This is a genomic window from Gemmatimonadaceae bacterium, assembly GCA_020846935.1.
Classification (GTDB): Bacteria; Gemmatimonadota; Gemmatimonadetes; order Gemmatimonadales; family Gemmatimonadaceae; genus RBC101.
The window spans coordinates 415562-430226 of the sequence record JADLCY010000001.1; the positions used below are offsets into that span (position 1 = coordinate 415562).

The 14665-nt window shown below is 66.9% G+C and carries 12 protein-coding genes; 5 read left to right on the forward strand and 7 right to left on the reverse strand.

Features of this window, described 5'->3' with window-relative positions; all coding sequences use genetic code 11:
• Nucleotides 1–13: 13 nt before the first annotated feature.
• On the reverse strand, nucleotides 14–373 hold the full coding sequence (locus IT361_01755) for a YciI family protein (GenBank protein MCC6316387.1): 360 nt from the start codon (nucleotides 371–373) through the stop codon (nucleotides 14–16).
• Nucleotides 374–607: 234 nt separating this feature from the next.
• On the opposite strand from IT361_01755, the gene IT361_01760 reads away from it, so the two are divergent.
• The gene (locus tag IT361_01760; protein MCC6316388.1) at nucleotides 608–3649 is read left to right on the forward strand and encodes a hypothetical protein; all 3042 of its coding nucleotides are present in this window, start codon (nucleotides 608–610) and stop codon (nucleotides 3647–3649) included.
• Nucleotides 3650–3732: 83 nt separating this feature from the next.
• Here IT361_01760 and gyrA read toward each other — a convergent pair whose 3' ends face one another.
• Nucleotides 3733–6255 (reverse strand): DNA gyrase subunit A, encoded by a 2523-nt coding sequence (gyrA, locus tag IT361_01765; protein MCC6316389.1) that lies wholly within the window; start codon nucleotides 6253–6255, stop codon nucleotides 3733–3735.
• Between the two features lie 428 nt (nucleotides 6256–6683).
• Between gyrA and IT361_01770 the strand changes: the two genes are divergently transcribed.
• The 3 genes from IT361_01770 (at nucleotide 6684) to IT361_01780 (ending at nucleotide 10950) form a co-directional block, all read left to right on the forward strand.
• Nucleotides 6684–8759 carry a PQQ-binding-like beta-propeller repeat protein gene (locus IT361_01770; GenBank protein ID MCC6316390.1) on the forward strand — a complete coding sequence of 692 codons (2076 nt, stop codon included), beginning with the start codon at nucleotides 6684–6686 and terminating at the stop codon, nucleotides 8757–8759.
• Between the two features lie 360 nt (nucleotides 8760–9119).
• A complete protein-coding gene (locus tag IT361_01775; protein ID MCC6316391.1) occupies nucleotides 9120–10235 on the forward strand; it encodes a hypothetical protein in 1116 nt (371 codons plus the stop codon).
• Between the two features lie 85 nt (nucleotides 10236–10320).
• Nucleotides 10321–10950, forward strand: a complete 630-nt coding sequence (locus IT361_01780; protein ID MCC6316392.1) for an outer membrane beta-barrel protein — start codon at nucleotides 10321–10323, stop codon at nucleotides 10948–10950.
• Between the two features lie 110 nt (nucleotides 10951–11060).
• On the opposite strand, the gene IT361_01785 is transcribed toward IT361_01780, so the two are convergent.
• Genes IT361_01785 through IT361_01795 form a run of 3 tightly spaced genes read right to left on the reverse strand, consistent with a single transcriptional unit; the run spans nucleotide 11061 to nucleotide 12483 of the window.
• Nucleotides 11061–11504 (reverse strand): hypothetical protein, encoded by a 444-nt coding sequence (locus IT361_01785; protein ID MCC6316393.1) that lies wholly within the window; start codon nucleotides 11502–11504, stop codon nucleotides 11061–11063.
• The gene (locus IT361_01790; GenBank protein MCC6316394.1) at nucleotides 11501–11887 is read right to left on the reverse strand and encodes a hypothetical protein; all 387 of its coding nucleotides are present in this window, start codon (nucleotides 11885–11887) and stop codon (nucleotides 11501–11503) included. The genes IT361_01785 and IT361_01790 overlap by 4 nt, the downstream gene beginning before the upstream one ends.
• The gene (locus IT361_01795) at nucleotides 11884–12483 is read right to left on the reverse strand and encodes a sigma-70 family RNA polymerase sigma factor (GenBank protein ID MCC6316395.1); all 600 of its coding nucleotides are present in this window, start codon (nucleotides 12481–12483) and stop codon (nucleotides 11884–11886) included. The genes IT361_01790 and IT361_01795 overlap by 4 nt, the downstream gene beginning before the upstream one ends.
• Nucleotides 12484–12567: 84 nt before the next feature.
• Between IT361_01795 and IT361_01800 the strand changes: the two genes are divergently transcribed.
• Nucleotides 12568–12690 carry a hypothetical protein gene (locus IT361_01800; protein ID MCC6316396.1) on the forward strand — a complete coding sequence of 41 codons (123 nt, stop codon included), beginning with the start codon at nucleotides 12568–12570 and terminating at the stop codon, nucleotides 12688–12690.
• 102 nt (nucleotides 12691–12792) lie between these two features.
• Here IT361_01800 and IT361_01805 read toward each other — a convergent pair whose 3' ends face one another.
• A complete protein-coding gene (locus IT361_01805) occupies nucleotides 12793–13263 on the reverse strand; it encodes a hypothetical protein (protein MCC6316397.1) in 471 nt (156 codons plus the stop codon).
• Nucleotides 13264–13373: 110 nt separating this feature from the next.
• Nucleotides 13374–14618, reverse strand: a complete 1245-nt coding sequence (locus IT361_01810) for a DUF1015 domain-containing protein (GenBank protein ID MCC6316398.1) — start codon at nucleotides 14616–14618, stop codon at nucleotides 13374–13376.
• Nucleotides 14619–14665 lie beyond the last annotated feature (47 nt).

Sequence of the window (14665 nt, forward strand, 5' to 3'; positions counted from 1 at the left end):
CTGGGGGTTTCGGTCACTGCATCGTGCTGAAGTCGATGATGGGGCGCACCTCGACGCAGCCGTAGCGCGCCCCGGGGATCCGCGACCCCACCTGGATCGCCTCGTTCAGGTCCTTTGCCTCGACCAGGTAGTAGCCGCCCAGCTGCTCCTTGGTCTCGGCGAACGGACCATCGGTCGTTTGCACCTTGCCGTTGCGGACCCGGACCGTGGTGGCCGACGACGTCGGCTGGAGGGCTTCACCGCCGAGGAGGTGTCCCGTCTTCTTGATATCCTCGGTGAAGGTGAAGTACTCGCCGAAGATGGCGTCCATCTCTTCCTTGGGCACGGCGGCGGCCGCGGCTTCGTTTTCGTAGATGAGGCAGAGGTACTTCATGGTTGGCTCCGGTGAAGGGTTCGAGAGTGGTCGAACGGGATGTCGGGGAATCGACAGGTGGACGGCTTGACGGATGGCTGCGGGCGAACGCTGGCGGCGACGGACGGATGGGTGCCGGATGGACGGGTGAGCTGGTGTACGGGCGGCACCCGAAGGGGTGCTCCCAACTTCTGTTCCCTGAGGCAGATTGGCGCCGTTGGCGCCATCGATCTGACACCTCACCGGGAATCTCCCATGCGCTCCCTCCTCCTGGCGACGAGCCTCCTTCTTCCGACTGCTACGGCGGCGGCGCAGGATCTCTCCCGGCTTCCCTGGCGCGAGATCGGCCCCGCGTCGTTCGGCGGTCGGATCGACGACATCGAGTCGATCCCGGGAAACCTGTCGACGATCTTCATCGGCACGGCGGGGGGCGGGGTCTATCGGTCCACCAACCGGGGCACGACGTGGACCGCCGTGTTCGACCGTGATGGAACCTCCACCTCCATCGGGGACATTGCCATCGCCCCCAGCGACCCGAACGTGGTGTGGGTGGGCACGGGCGAGGCGAACAACCGTCAGAGCTCCACCTGGGGCGATGGCATCTACCGCTCGCTTGACGGTGGCGAGACGTGGAAGCACATGGGCCTCCGCGAGACGCAGCACATCGGGCGGATCGTGATCCATCCGCGGGATCCGAACACGGTCTTTGTGGCAGCCGTGGGTCACCTGTGGGGGAGCAATCCGCAGCGCGGGCTGTACCGCACCCGCGACGCGGGGCGCACGTGGGAACGGGTCCTCACGGGCAACGACGTTACCGGCGCGATCGACGTCGCGCTGGACCCCGACGGCCGCACGCTCTACGCCGCGATGTATCAGCGTCAGCGCAAGGGTTACGGCTTTGTGGGCGGGGGCCCGGGCAGCGGCTTGTTCCGGTCTCGCGACGGCGGCGATACCTGGGAGCGCCTCGCGGGTGGACTACCCACCGGCAACATGGGCCGCATCGGTCTCGCCATTGCCCCGAGCCAGCCGGCCACGCTGTACGCGATCGTGGAGGCCAGACAGGGCGGGCTCTTTCGCTCCGACGATCGGGGCAACACCTGGCGCCGCACGACGTCGCTCAATCCTCGGCCCATGTACTACTCCAACGTGCGCGTCGACCCGCGGCATCCTGACCGGGTGTGGATCGTGGGGAGCAGCCTGCACCTCTCGACCGACGGTGGCCGCACATTCACGACGGAGAGCACGGGTGAGCGCATCCACGTCGATCACCACGCCCTGTGGATCAATCCCGCCGACGGTGATCACATGCTCATCGGCAACGATGGCGGGTTCTACATCACCTACGACGGCGCCCGCAACTGGGACTTTGTCGACAACCTGCCGATCGGCCAGTTCTACGACATCGACGTCGACGATCGCGATCCGTACTACGTCTACGGCGGCACGCAGGACAACGGCACCTGGGGCGTGCCGGTGCGCACGCACAATCTCGTCGGGATCACCAACGCCGACGTGATCAATCTGGCCTACGGCGACGGCTTCTACACGGTGACCGACCCCTCGGACCCGCGCTACGTCTACGCGAACTCCCAGAACGGACGTGCCTACCGAGTGCACCTCGCGACGCGCGAGGAACGCGGCATTCGCCCCGTGCCCGCCGACGCAAAGGATACGCTGCGATGGAACTGGAGCACGCCGATGCACCGGTCCCCGCATGACCCCAAGACGATCTACTACGGCGCGCAGCGCCTCCTGCGCACGCGGGATGCGGGACAGACGTGGACCGCGATCAGCGGCGATCTCTCGCGCCGCCTGGCCTGGCAGAAGCTCCCGATCATGGGGATCGTGCGCGACTCCACGACGCTTTCGCGCGACGATGGCGTTGGGGACTACGGCACGATCACCACGATCAGCGAGTCACCCAGGACCGCCGGCACCATCCTCATAGGGACTGACGACGGCAACGTGCAGCTGACGACCGATGCCGGCGCGACATGGACGAACATCACCGCGCGCATCCGCGTCCCCGCACCGCGCTGGGTGAGTCGCGTACTCTGGTCGCAGCACGACGCGCGCGTGGCGTACGTGGTTCTTGACGGCCACTACGACGACGACATGACGCCCTACCTGTTCCGCACGGCGGACGGTGGCACCACGTGGACGGCGATCGCGGGCGACCTCCCGGCTGGCAACTCGATCAAGACCATCGAGGAGCACCCCGGCAACGCCCAGGTGCTCTTTGCGGGCACGGAGTTCGGGCTGTACGTGACGTTTACCGGCGGGCGAAGCTGGCAGCACGTCGGCGGCAACCTTCCCCGCGTGCGCATCGATGACATCGCGGTGCACCCACGCACCCGCGATCTCATCCTCGGGACGCACGGCCGCAGCATCATCGTACTGGACGATATCGGACTGTTCGACGCCGGGGCGCAAGCCGTCGCCGCCGGCGAGGCGACGCTCTTCCCCGTGCGACCGAGCCGGCAGCGCTACCTCGCGCGCATGTTGCCCACACCCGGCGCGCGCGCGTTCCAGGCGCCCAACCCGCCCGAAGGCGCGCTCGTCACCTACGCGTTAGGCACCGGCGCGGCCTCCGACTCCGTCGCGAAGTTCACGGTCACGGCGCCGGCGGGTGAGGTGATCCGCTCGTTCACCGGACCGGGCACGGCCGGCATCCATCGCGTTGCGTGGGACCTGCGCTACGACCGTGCGGCCGGCGTCACCGATGCCGACGAAGGCTGGTTTGGCCCGCCACGCGGGGCATGGGTGCTCCCCGGCACGTACACGCTCACGCTCGAGGCGCGCGGTCGAAAGGTGTCGCGTCCCATCGAGGTACTGGGCGAGGACCGCGTCGAGGTCGCGACCACCGCGGCCGCCGAGCGCCACAGCGCCGAGCGTCGGCTGGCGGGTCTCATCGGGTCGTTCAACGACGGTGTGCAGCTCTGGCAGAAGATGGACGCCGAGCGCAAGCGGGTGGAGGAGTCGCTGAAGGACCAGCCGGCCCGCCGCGACTCCCTCGCGCCGACCATGAAGACGCTCGCGCTACAGCTCGACTCACTCGGCGCGCGATTCCGGCCGGGCTTTGGCGGTCCCAAGTTCGGCTTTCTCGACCTCGACGGCTCCATGCAGGCGTCGTCGGCCGGACCAACGGAGGCGCAGATCCGGACGATCGACCAGCTCGGCGCGCAGCTGCGCACCGACCTGCAAGCGCTCAACGCATTCCTGGCCGGCGCGTTCGCCGAGTTCCAGCGGCGGACCGCGGGTGTCGCCGGCGCGCTGCAGCCGGTGCGAGTGCCGTGAGGGCGGCGCAGCCACCGAAGGCGACATGACGACGAACGGCCCGGAGATTCCGGGCCGTTCGTGCAACGATGGTGGAGGAGGTTCTAGCCTTCGTCGTCTGCGCCATCCGGCGACGCCGACTCGACCTCCTCCCCTTCGGCCCCGGCATCCTTGTCGTCGTCCGGGACGACACGCGCGACCGCCATGACCACGTCACCGTTGTCGAGGTTCACGAGCTTCACGCCCTGCGTGTTGCGTCCCGCCACGCGCACCTGCGAAACCGGGGACCGGATGATCATCCCCGACTTCGTGATGATCATGATCTCGTCTTCGGCGAGGACCTCCATCAGTGTCACCACGTTCCCGGTCTTTTCGGTGCGGTTGACGGTAATGATGCCCTTGCCGCCGCGCTTCTGCACACGATAGTCGCCGATGCTCGTGCACTTGCCGAGCCCCTTCTGGGTGACGACGAGGAGCGTGGCGTCGCGCAGGACGACGACCATGCCCACCACACGATCATCCGGCGCGAGTTCGATGCCCTTGACGCCCGTGGTGTCGCGGCCCATCTCGCGCACGTCACTCTCGTGGAACCGGACGGACATACCATGCCAGGTGGCCAGCACGATGTCGTTGGTGCCGTGCGTGATCTGCACGTCGATCAGCTCATCGCCCTCTTCGATCTTGATCGCCTTGATCCCGGTCGACCGTGGATTCGAATACTCGGAGAGCGCCGTCTTCTTGACGGTGCCGTTGCGCGTGCAGAACAGCAGGTACTGGTCGGCCGGGAAGTTCCGGACGAAGACCATCGACTGGATCTTCGTGTCGGCCGACACGTTGATCAGGTTGACGATCGGCTTGCCCTTGGTGGCGCGGCCGGCCTGCGGGATCTCGTAGACCTTGAGCCAGTAGCAGCGCCCGTCGTCGGTGAACACGAGGATGTAGTCGTGCGTCGACCCGACGTAGAGCCGCTCGATGAAGTCCTCGTCGCGAAGCTCCGCGCCGGTGAGGCCTTTGCCCCCGCGGCGCTGTTTCTTGTAGGTCGAGATCGAGGTGCGCTTGATGTACCCCGAGTGCGACACGGTGACCACCATGTCCTCCTCGGCAATCAGGTCCTCGATGGTGAAGTCGCCCTGGTCGCTGGTGATCTCGGTCCGCCGATCGTCGCCGTACTGTTCGCCGATTGCCGTGAGTTCGTCGCGCATGAGCTTGAGGCGCTTTGGCTTCGACTCGAGGAGGGCGCGCAGTCCCTTGATGGTGGCGCGGACTTCCCCGAGTTCCTCCTCGAGCTTCTCGATCTCCAGGCCGGTGAGCTTGGCGAGGCGCATGTTGAGGATCGCCTCGGCCTGCCGTTCCGTGAGCTTGAAGCGGGACTGCAGCTGCGTGCTGGCCGTCTCGGTGGAATCCGCCGCGCGGATCAGCTTGATGACCGCGTCGATGTTGTCGACGGCGATCTTGAGGCCCTCGAGGATGTGCTCGCGATCGAGCGCCTTGTCGAGGTCGAACTGTGTGCGCCGGACGATGACCTCGTGCCGGTGATTGATGTAGTGCGTGAGGGCTTCCTTGAGCCCCATCACCTTCGGGACCAGCTGACGTGTGTGCGGGTCAGGCACGAGGGCGAGCATGATCACGCCAAACGACGACTGCATCTGCGTGTGCTTGTACAGCTGGTTGAGCACCACGCGCGGGATCGCGTCGCGTTTGAGCTCGATCACGATGCGCATGCCGTCCCGGTCCGACTCGTTGCGCAGGTCGGAGATGCCCTCGACCTTCTTTTCCTTCACCAGGTCGACGACTTCCTTGATGATGTTGTTCGGATTGACCTGGTACGGCACCTCGGTGACCACGATCTGCGACTTGTTCGAGGACTCCTTCTCTTCGATCAGCGCTCGGGCGCGCATCACGATCTTGCCGCGACCGGTCTCCTGGTAGTCAGCGATGCCGTTGCGACCGTAGATGTAGCCGCCCGTCGGGAAGTCGGGCCCCTTCACGTATTGCCGCAGGTCCGAGGTGGCCAGGTCCGGGTTGTCGATGAGCGCGATTGTGGCCGCAATCACTTCCCGCATGTTGTGTGGCGGGATGTTCGTCGCCATGCCGACCGCAATGCCCGACGAGCCGTTCACCAGCAGGTTGGGGAACGCGGCCGGAAGGACTTTGGGCTCCTCGAGCCGGTCGTCGAAGTTCGGCGTGGTATCGACGGTGTTCTTGTCGATATCGGCGAGCAGCTCCATCGCCATCGCCGTCAGCTTGGACTCCGTGTAGCGATACGCCGCGGCGTCGTCGCCCTCGATGGAGCCAAAATTGCCCTGGCCATCCACGAGCGGATAGCGCAGCGAGAAGTCCTGCACCATGCGCACGAGCGCGTCGTACACCGCGGTGTCGCCGTGCGGGTGGTACTTGCCGAGCACCTCACCCACCACGGTCGCGCACTTCTTGTAGGGACGCCCCGGCACGAGCCCGAGGTCGTTCATCGCGAACAGGATGCGCCGGTGCACGGGCTTGAGACCATCGCGTACATCGGGCAGCGCCCGGGACACGATGACGCTCATCGAGTAGTTGATGAACGATTCCTTGATCTCTTCGTCGATGAGGCGCGGCAGGATACGCTCGCGCTGATTCGGAGCCGTCATTTCTGGGGGCTATGGCCTGGTCCGCGGACGATCCACGGGAAGGGCGAAGTATACCCGAAACCCGGCCGAAACTCCAGTGCCATGCAGCACCTCAAACCAAGTGGCGGCAACGACTTATGACGGGCGACGCAACCGACGCTGACGCCCCTCGCCGACAAGTGGGCATGCCCCGGCCGCGGCGCTGCGCGTCCCCCGCCTGCCCCCGCGTGGGACCGGCATTGGGGCCCGCCCCGGCCGCGGAGGCGCGCTGGTGCAGGAGGTGACCAGACGATCCTGCGCAACGGGCGAGTATCCGCTCGCGCTCCGCCGAGGGCGCGCGGTGCCCTTCTCCAAGACGCAGCTGGAAGAGGTCGCGCCAAACTCACGGTTGCCCCTCGCGATTCGGCCCGAAACGTGTAGTTCCCTCGGCGCCACTCACCGCACTCCACATGCGATTGCCCATCCTCCTGCTCTGTGGTCTCCCGGCGGCGCTTGCACCGCTTCACGCTCAATCGCGCGTGACGCCAGCGACCCGGAGTGTCGACTGGCCGGTGTATCAGGGCGACGACGACCACACGCACTACACCACGCTCGATCAGATCTCGCCCGCCAACGTCGCGCGACTTCGCGAGGCGTGGATCTACGACACCCGGGACGCGTTTCCAGGATCGGAAATGCAGTCCAACCCGGTCATCCTCGACGGCGTGCTGTATGCCGTGTCGCCCAAACAGCGCGCGTTCGCACTCGACGCCGCCACGGGACGTGAACTGTGGAGCTTCGATCCCACCGGCGGACAGTTCACGGGACCGCGGATCCGCTATCGCGGCGTCGTCGTGCATGACGACCGGGTGTACTTCAACTACCGGCATCGACTCTTTGCGCTCGATGCGCGCACCGGCAGGAAGGCCACGGGATGGGGGAACGACAGCGGCTGGGTCGACCTTCGTGCAGGACTCGGCCGTCCCGTTGACGGACTCTCGGTGAGTTCGAGTACGCCGGGTGCCGTCTACAAGGATCTGCTCATCGTCGGCACCACGGTACCCGAGGCGCTTCCATCTGCGCCCGGCGACATCCGGGCGTACGATGTGAAGACCGGCGCCCTTCGCTGGACGTTCCACACCATTCCGCACCCAGGCGAATACGGCTACGAAACGTGGTCCCCGGACGCGTGGAAGATTGTGGGTGGCGCCAACGCGTGGGCGGGCGTGACCGTCGACCAGCGTCGCGGCATGGTGTTTTTTGCCACGGGTTCTGCCTCGTACGACTTCTACGGAGCCAATCGGCTGGGCGACAATCTGTTCGCCAACAGCGTCGTCGCGCTCGACGCCAGCACGGGCAGGCGCATCTGGCACTTCCAGGGCCTCAAGCACGACTTGTGGGACCGTGACTTTCCGGCGTCGCCGACCCTCGTGACGGTCACACGGAACGGGCGGCGCGTGGACGCGGTCGCGCAGGTGACCAAGACGGGACACGTGTGGCTCCTCGATCGTACCACCGGGCGCGAACTCTTTCCCAGCGAATGGAAACGCATGCCCAAGGCCACGCTCGATGGCGACGTCGCGGCCGATTCGCAGCCATTCCCGGTACGCCCGCCGCCGTTCGCGCGCCAGCAGTTGACCGAAGAAGGTCTCACGGATCGGACGCCCGAGGCACGCGCGGCGGCGCTCCGGATCTTCAGGGAAAACCCGACTCCACACCCGTTCACGCCCCCCAACACCACCGGCATCCTGATCTTCCCGGGCGTTGACGGCGGCGCCGAGTACGGTGGACCGGCGTTCGATCGGGAAACGGGCCTGCTGTACGTCAACTCCAACGAGATGGCGTGGCTGCTCAAGATCGTTCCTCGTGAGGATGCGACGACGTTTGGCAGGTATTGCGCCGAGTGTCATGGTGCAAAGGATTCACCGATGGCGCCTTCGCTCACCGGGGTGGGCCAGCGCCTGACGAGGGAGCAGATCGCGAAGACGATTCGCGAAGGAACGGGGCGCATGCCGGCGTTTGCCTCGGCGCTCGACAACGTCGCGGTGGGCGACCTGGTGGAGTTCCTCGTTACCGGCAAGGACGTCGCGTCCACCGCAGGGTCCAACCCGTTCTACGTGAAGTATCGCAACACCGTGTTCGACATCTTCCTCGATCACGAGGGGTACCCCGCGATCAAGCCGCCCTGGGGCACGCTGAACGCCATCGATATCAACCGTGGCACGATCCGGTGGAGTATCCCGTTCGGGGAGTACCCCAAGCTGGTGGCACAGGGGCTGCGCAACACGGGGAGCGACAGCTATGGCGGGGCGATCGTGACCCGTAACGGATTGCTCATCATCGCGGCCACCACCTATGACAACAAGATTCGCGCGTTCGACAAGCGAAACGGTCGCGTGCTATGGGAAGCGGCGCTGCCAGCGGCGGGCATGACCACGCCGGCCACGTACATGGTGCACGGCAAGCAGTACATCGTCATCGCCGCGGGCGGTGGCAAGAACGGCACGCCAAGCGGCGGGAAGCTGGTTGCGTTCGCTCTGCCGTAGGTACAGCAGCGTCTGCCGCCTGGGGCGCTGGGCGATCCCGCTTGCGACCCGCGACCCGACAAGCCGGGCGCTCCGCCTGCACCGCCGACGCAACAACGCGGGCGCACCAACGTGCGCCCGGCCAGGCAACAACGGGGCGATCCAGCTCGTACCGTGCGAGACGACACCGAGCGCGATCCACCCCTCCCGGTCGCAACGCTCGGAGTGGCATGGCGTTCCACTGTCGTCGCGCCCTGTCGGCATGTGGCCAACTGGCGACCGGCCCAGTCGTCGCGGACCCGTGTCATATGCCGGGGCCCCCTCTCGCACTCAGGCCCATCACGACGCCAGCCACTCACTCCCGCGAGGGGACGTATACCCATGAGACGAGCCACGCATCGCACCACCAGCCGCGCCCTGGTGCCCGCGCTGATCCTTCTATCGGCGCTCGCGGCCTGTGAGCCGGCCACGGCCCCGACGGAGTCACCGCTGAACGCGCGCGAAGCACTGGCCGACTACCAGGCGATGCAGAAGGTCTTCACCACGCAAGGATGGGCCGGACTCCAGGCGCTCGGCGGTCGCACGCCGCTCGCCGCCGGCGCCGCGGCAACCGTCCTGCGAACGCTTCCCGGCGTTCCCGGCGAGCGCACCGGCCGCAACTTCACCGTCGCCTTCCTTCGCGACCTCGCCGCAGTCAAGGCCAGCCACGGGACGCAGGAGACGCTCGCACGCACTGTGATCTCACCGGTGCACCTCGGGCGCACCTGGGTCTATGACGCCGCCCTCGACCGCTATGTGATCGACCCGCGCCGTACCGGCGCCCCCGCCAACGGCACGCGCTTCATCGTCTATGAACTCGACGCGGCGAAGAAGCCGATCGTCTCGCGCGAGATCGGACACGCCGACCTCCTCGATGAGGGCGCCAACACCGGCTCCGCCGTCGTGCTTCGCCTTATTCTGGTCGAGCGCGGGCGTACCATCGTGGACTATCGGACGCGCGCCGATCTCAAGGGCGACATGGGCGAGGTCGACGTCGACGGGTACGGAATGGACGAGAAGGGTACGCGCCTCTCGTTCGATATCGACGTGACGGCTCGCCAGCTCGGCGGCGATACGCGCATCGACGCCGACTTCGAACTCGCCCTCGAGCCGCGTGGATTCACCGCGACCGGCGCGGTGCGCGGCGTGAAGGAAGGCAACGGCGGTGGTGGCAGCATTTCGCTCACCCTGCGCCACGAAGCGAACGTGCTCAAGGTGCAGGCGACCGAGGCGAACCAGAAGATCGACGGCTCCATGGAGCTCAACGGCAAGCTCTTCGTACGCATCACGGGCGATGCCAAGGCACCGACCCTGCGGGGCCCGAACGGCGAACCGCTCACCAACGAACAGCTCGCCTTCGTGGCGGCCATCGTCGTGATGTCAGAAGACGTGTTCGATCTCGTGGAGGACCTGGTGGAGCCGGTGGACAACCTGCTCCTGCTCGGCTGGATCCTCTGATCACCGACTGCGACAATCCTCGGTAGTTTGCATCGTTCCTCCGGCGACTCGCTCGCCGGAGGAACTGTCCCTTTCCCCCCGTCTCATGCGCCGCTCATTCCGCTGGTCCACGCTCGTGCCGATGGCGACTTTCGTCGTGCTTCCCGTCGCGTCGCACGCCCAGGTCTCCACCACGCGAGGCTTGTCAATTGGCGTCCACGCGATCGGAACTTCGCTGACCGCCGAAGGCAACGACACGCGCAACGGAGGCGGCCTGAGCGCGCGCATCGGTTACGGCTTCAACCGCATTGTGACGGGGTTCGTGCACATCGACGGCTCGGAGATCGAGATCCCCGAAGCATCGTCCGACGGCACGGGAATCACCGGCGCCTGGAGCATGGGCCACGCGGAGATCGGCGCACGCTTTCACTTCGCCAATTCGCTCCGGCGCTGGGTTCCCTACCTCGAGACGTCGGCGGGCGCGCGCGTCGTGTCGGTGAACGATGCCAGGGTGAACGGACAGACCGCCGGCAAGGTGGACTTCAAGGGCGGCGCGTTCACGTTAGGCGGTGGGCTCTCCGCATTCTTCCGGCCGAATCTCGCCTTTGACGCGTCGCTCAAGTTCACGAGCGGCGAGTTCACGGAAGTCGACCTGGGAGGCGTCTCCCTGCAGAACCTGGAGATCGAAGCCACGTCGGTGCGCTTTGGCCTCGGCCTGATCTGGTGGCCCAAGTAGGCCGTCACGCAGTTCTCGGCCGCAGCTCTACGGAGCCTGCGTCCGCCAGATTGAGCTGCGCAAGTGGACGGGCGACAGGCTCATCGCGGACGAGGACATGCGCGTGCCGCTCAGGGTGATTCGGCGCGCAGCTTCTTCAGAGCGTCCTGCTGTTCCGGTTTGAGGAGGTTCTTGATGCGCACGAGGAGCGTGAGGTGCGCCTCCTTGATGCGGCGCTCCACCTGAAGTACGCGACCCATCTGGTCCTGCGCCCGATCCAGGTCGACGCGGGGCCGGCTGAGCTCGACGGACAGCGCTTCGGTGTGTTCCTTGAGGTCCCACTGCAGGCTGACGACCTGACCCTGCAGGTCGCGGATGAGCCGGCTGATGGCGTCACGCTGCTCGTCGCTGAGGCCGATGGCCCTGCGATGCTTCATGATCAGCTCCGGCTCGAACAGCGCACGATTGATCGGGTCATCGACGCTCGGTACCGCCTGCGTGTGTGCGAGCTGTGGCGCCGCCACGAGCGTGGCGAGCACCAGGGTCATCCGCACGAGGGAGCGACGCGGGGTCATGACCCTCTCCGGTTGCTGGTGCCCGGCAGCGAGAGGCCGCGGCCGATGAACTCCGACCCCGGCACCGACAGGAGCCCATCGGTCGGCGAATGCAGCGACGATTCGAGGCGTGACCACTCCTCCACGGTCCGGTCGAACTCGCGATTCTTCAGGCGCTCCGGCACCACGAGGATCGCCGCCAATCCGGCTGCCGCGACAAAGGGCGCGGCCCACACCAGTACGCGGCGGCGCGACCAGCGCTCCGGGAGTACGGGCACTCGTTCGTCGCTCGCTCGCGCCGCGGCCAGCATCGCATCAAACGCAGGCGCACGGGCAGCGTCGAGCGCCTGCTGCCTCGTGTAGTGAGCCCGCAGTCGCTCGTCGAGTTCACGCGTTTCGATCATGGTGTCCTCCGCGGACGATTGGTCGCGGCATCGCCGGCGCCCTTTGGTTCAACGGCCGATTGATTCGGATCGGCCGGGTCGCCGGCCTGCGTCGGCGACAGCATGGTGCGCAGACGCTGCTTGCCGCGCTCATAGTGCGTTCGTGCCGAGCCCAGCGACACACCCATGACCACGGCGGCTTCGGCAATGCTCACGTCCTGATAGAAAACGAGGTGCAGGACTTCCTGCTGTCGTGGCGCCAGGCGCTGCAGGGCTTGACGCAACGCCTCGCCCTGCTCCGCCTCGATATAGGCCACGTCGACTGGCTCCGTGGCGCGCTCGTCGTCGTCCGGCGCGCCGGGATACAGGTGACGAGTGCGATCGCGCGAGCGTTCGAGGGCGGTCAGCCGGATCACACCGAAGAACCACGTCTTGAACGACGAGCGGCCACCAAACCGAGCCGTCCCCGTCAGCACCTTGGCGTAGGCCGTCTGCAGCGCGTCGGCCGCCTCGTCGGCGTCTCCGCGACAGCAACTGCATGCCCAGCCAAAGCTCGCCTCGTGGAGCGAGGCGAGCGTGGCCTCGAGGTCGACTGCTGGCGGCTGGGGCAGCGCCATCCGGTGGGGCTGAGGGTCTCATCCGGGATTGGTGCGCCCCGGTGGTGGAACATATGACACCGGCTCCGTGCGGTCGCCTTGGCCGTGCGGGGTACGCGGGGAGGAACCCCTCGTCGACCCCCGTGTGGATCGGGAACCATACCGATCGAGCCGGCCGTGATCACGAAACACATGGCCCCGGGGCGTATTGCGACGTCCAGCAGGTGACTCGAATGCTTCGCCCCAGCCTCCCCGGTGGGCCGGGTCCGTGAACCCTACGGTGGCGGGTGGATCAGATGAGCGGACGGCCGTGCGCGCCTCAGTCGTGGGTCAGTCGACCTGGATGACCTCGACCAGGTGCCGACGTCGGTCCGGCGCACACCAGGCGGCGCGAGCAGCGACCGACGAGACGAGATCGTAGGAGTACCACTCCTTGAAGAGCGCCCGCTGACCTGCGAAGGCGTACCAGGCCAATCGTGCGGCCTCGACGCGTCCGCAGTCGGCCGGCACGGTGGCGAGGAACCCCGCGATGGCGCCGAGCCAGAGGCGTGTGAGCGTCTCATGGTACCCACTCGTCGCCGTGTTCCGGCCGCCCTGACGCTCGTTGTAGTGCCGAATGGCCTCGCGCGCGACGGTGAGCGCGTGCGGAACGGCGTGACGCCACAGGACGCCGACTGCCATCACGACGTGCGCGCCATGCGTCCATTGCGCGATCGGAAACGTTCCGTCGTGGAAGCCGGCGAGAAAGGCATCCAGCGTGGCCTCACTCTCGAGGTAGGCTGGTTCGGGAGGAACACTCATGGGCTCTGGCGCACGCGTACCCCCTGTGGGCATCGCGATGCACGAAAGATCATCCCAACACGCTTCGCCGTCCACCACGCATCACTCGCGACCCATGCTCCACGCGCTCGTCATGGGTGTAGAAGCGCCATCACAAGGCCCGTCCTGATCTTGGGAACGAACCAGGTGGACTTGGGCGGCATGAGTTTGTCCTGGAGACAGACCTTCACGAACTGGGCCATGGTCACCGGCGCAAGCGTGACGGCGATGTCGTGGCGGCCAGCGTCTACCTCACCCTGTAGCCACGCTTCATCGCGGTTGGCCCCCACGTAGGTGATCCGCTCGTCGCGCGCGTCGGCGATGCCGAGCACGAGATCGAACAGATGTCGCTGCACGATGTCGGCATCGATGTCCTGCGCGGCGTCGTTGGGGTCGTACGTGCCGGCGCGCGGGCGGAGCCGCAGCCAGCGTTCCCCGTCGTACAGGCCGATGTCGTGCGTGTGCCAGGGCTGCCAGGGGCCGACAACCGGCGCGGCCTCGACCTCGAAGGGCCCGGCCAGCCGACGGCGGAGTTCGACGCGAGCGAGCTTGCCGGTGTCCACGAGGCGATTGTACGGCGCGATGGTCATGGTGCGGGCCGGAAAGAACACGGTGAGGAAGTGTTCGTTGCCGAGCATCGCCGCCGCCGCGCTGCGATGGTTGCCGTCGGCGACGTAGGCCCGCGGTTCCCGCGCCAGGATGTCGCGCAGTCGTGTCGACTGCCCCGCGTCCTCCACGATCCACACGCGGTGCCGGTTGCCGGTTTCGTCGTGCGTTTCGAACGAGACCGGATGATTGCGCGCGTGGAGATCGAGGGCCGAGTAGAAGTCGCCGTCCACGTCGTCCACGGCGTTGTTGACCATGCCCATGTCGGCGCCCGTCGCGCGCGTGAGGTCGGCGCGACCGCGCGCCTTGTCGTCGCGCACTCCTTCGTTGCGGATGATCGAGCCGCCGGGGTTGGCCGCGGTGCGGATCTCGCGCGTGCGGCCCATGCCGCCCAGCCCGATCTGTCGGATCGATGGATCGCTCGGCACCGTGATCTCGTAGACCCAGACCATGTCGGTGACCGTCCGCGTGAGCGGGTCGACGCGCAGCGCGGCCAGGTTTGCCCCCGCCTTCGCCAGGGTGGCCGCAGCGTGTTCGTCGAGAATGCCGTCGCGCGATGGGACGTCGCATTGCGGCATGGTGATGCGCAGCACCGACTTAGGGTGCTGCTGCAGGATCTCCCAGACCTCCTCGTCGCTCTGGAACTCATCGTAGTTTGGGGCGCCGATGGCATCGGCGGCCGCCGAGTCGACGGGGACGAGGGCGAGCGGGACGGGATCGAGGGTTGGCATGCGGGCGGTTGGGCGACTGGTCGTGCAGGGGACAGGGTGCGATGCGG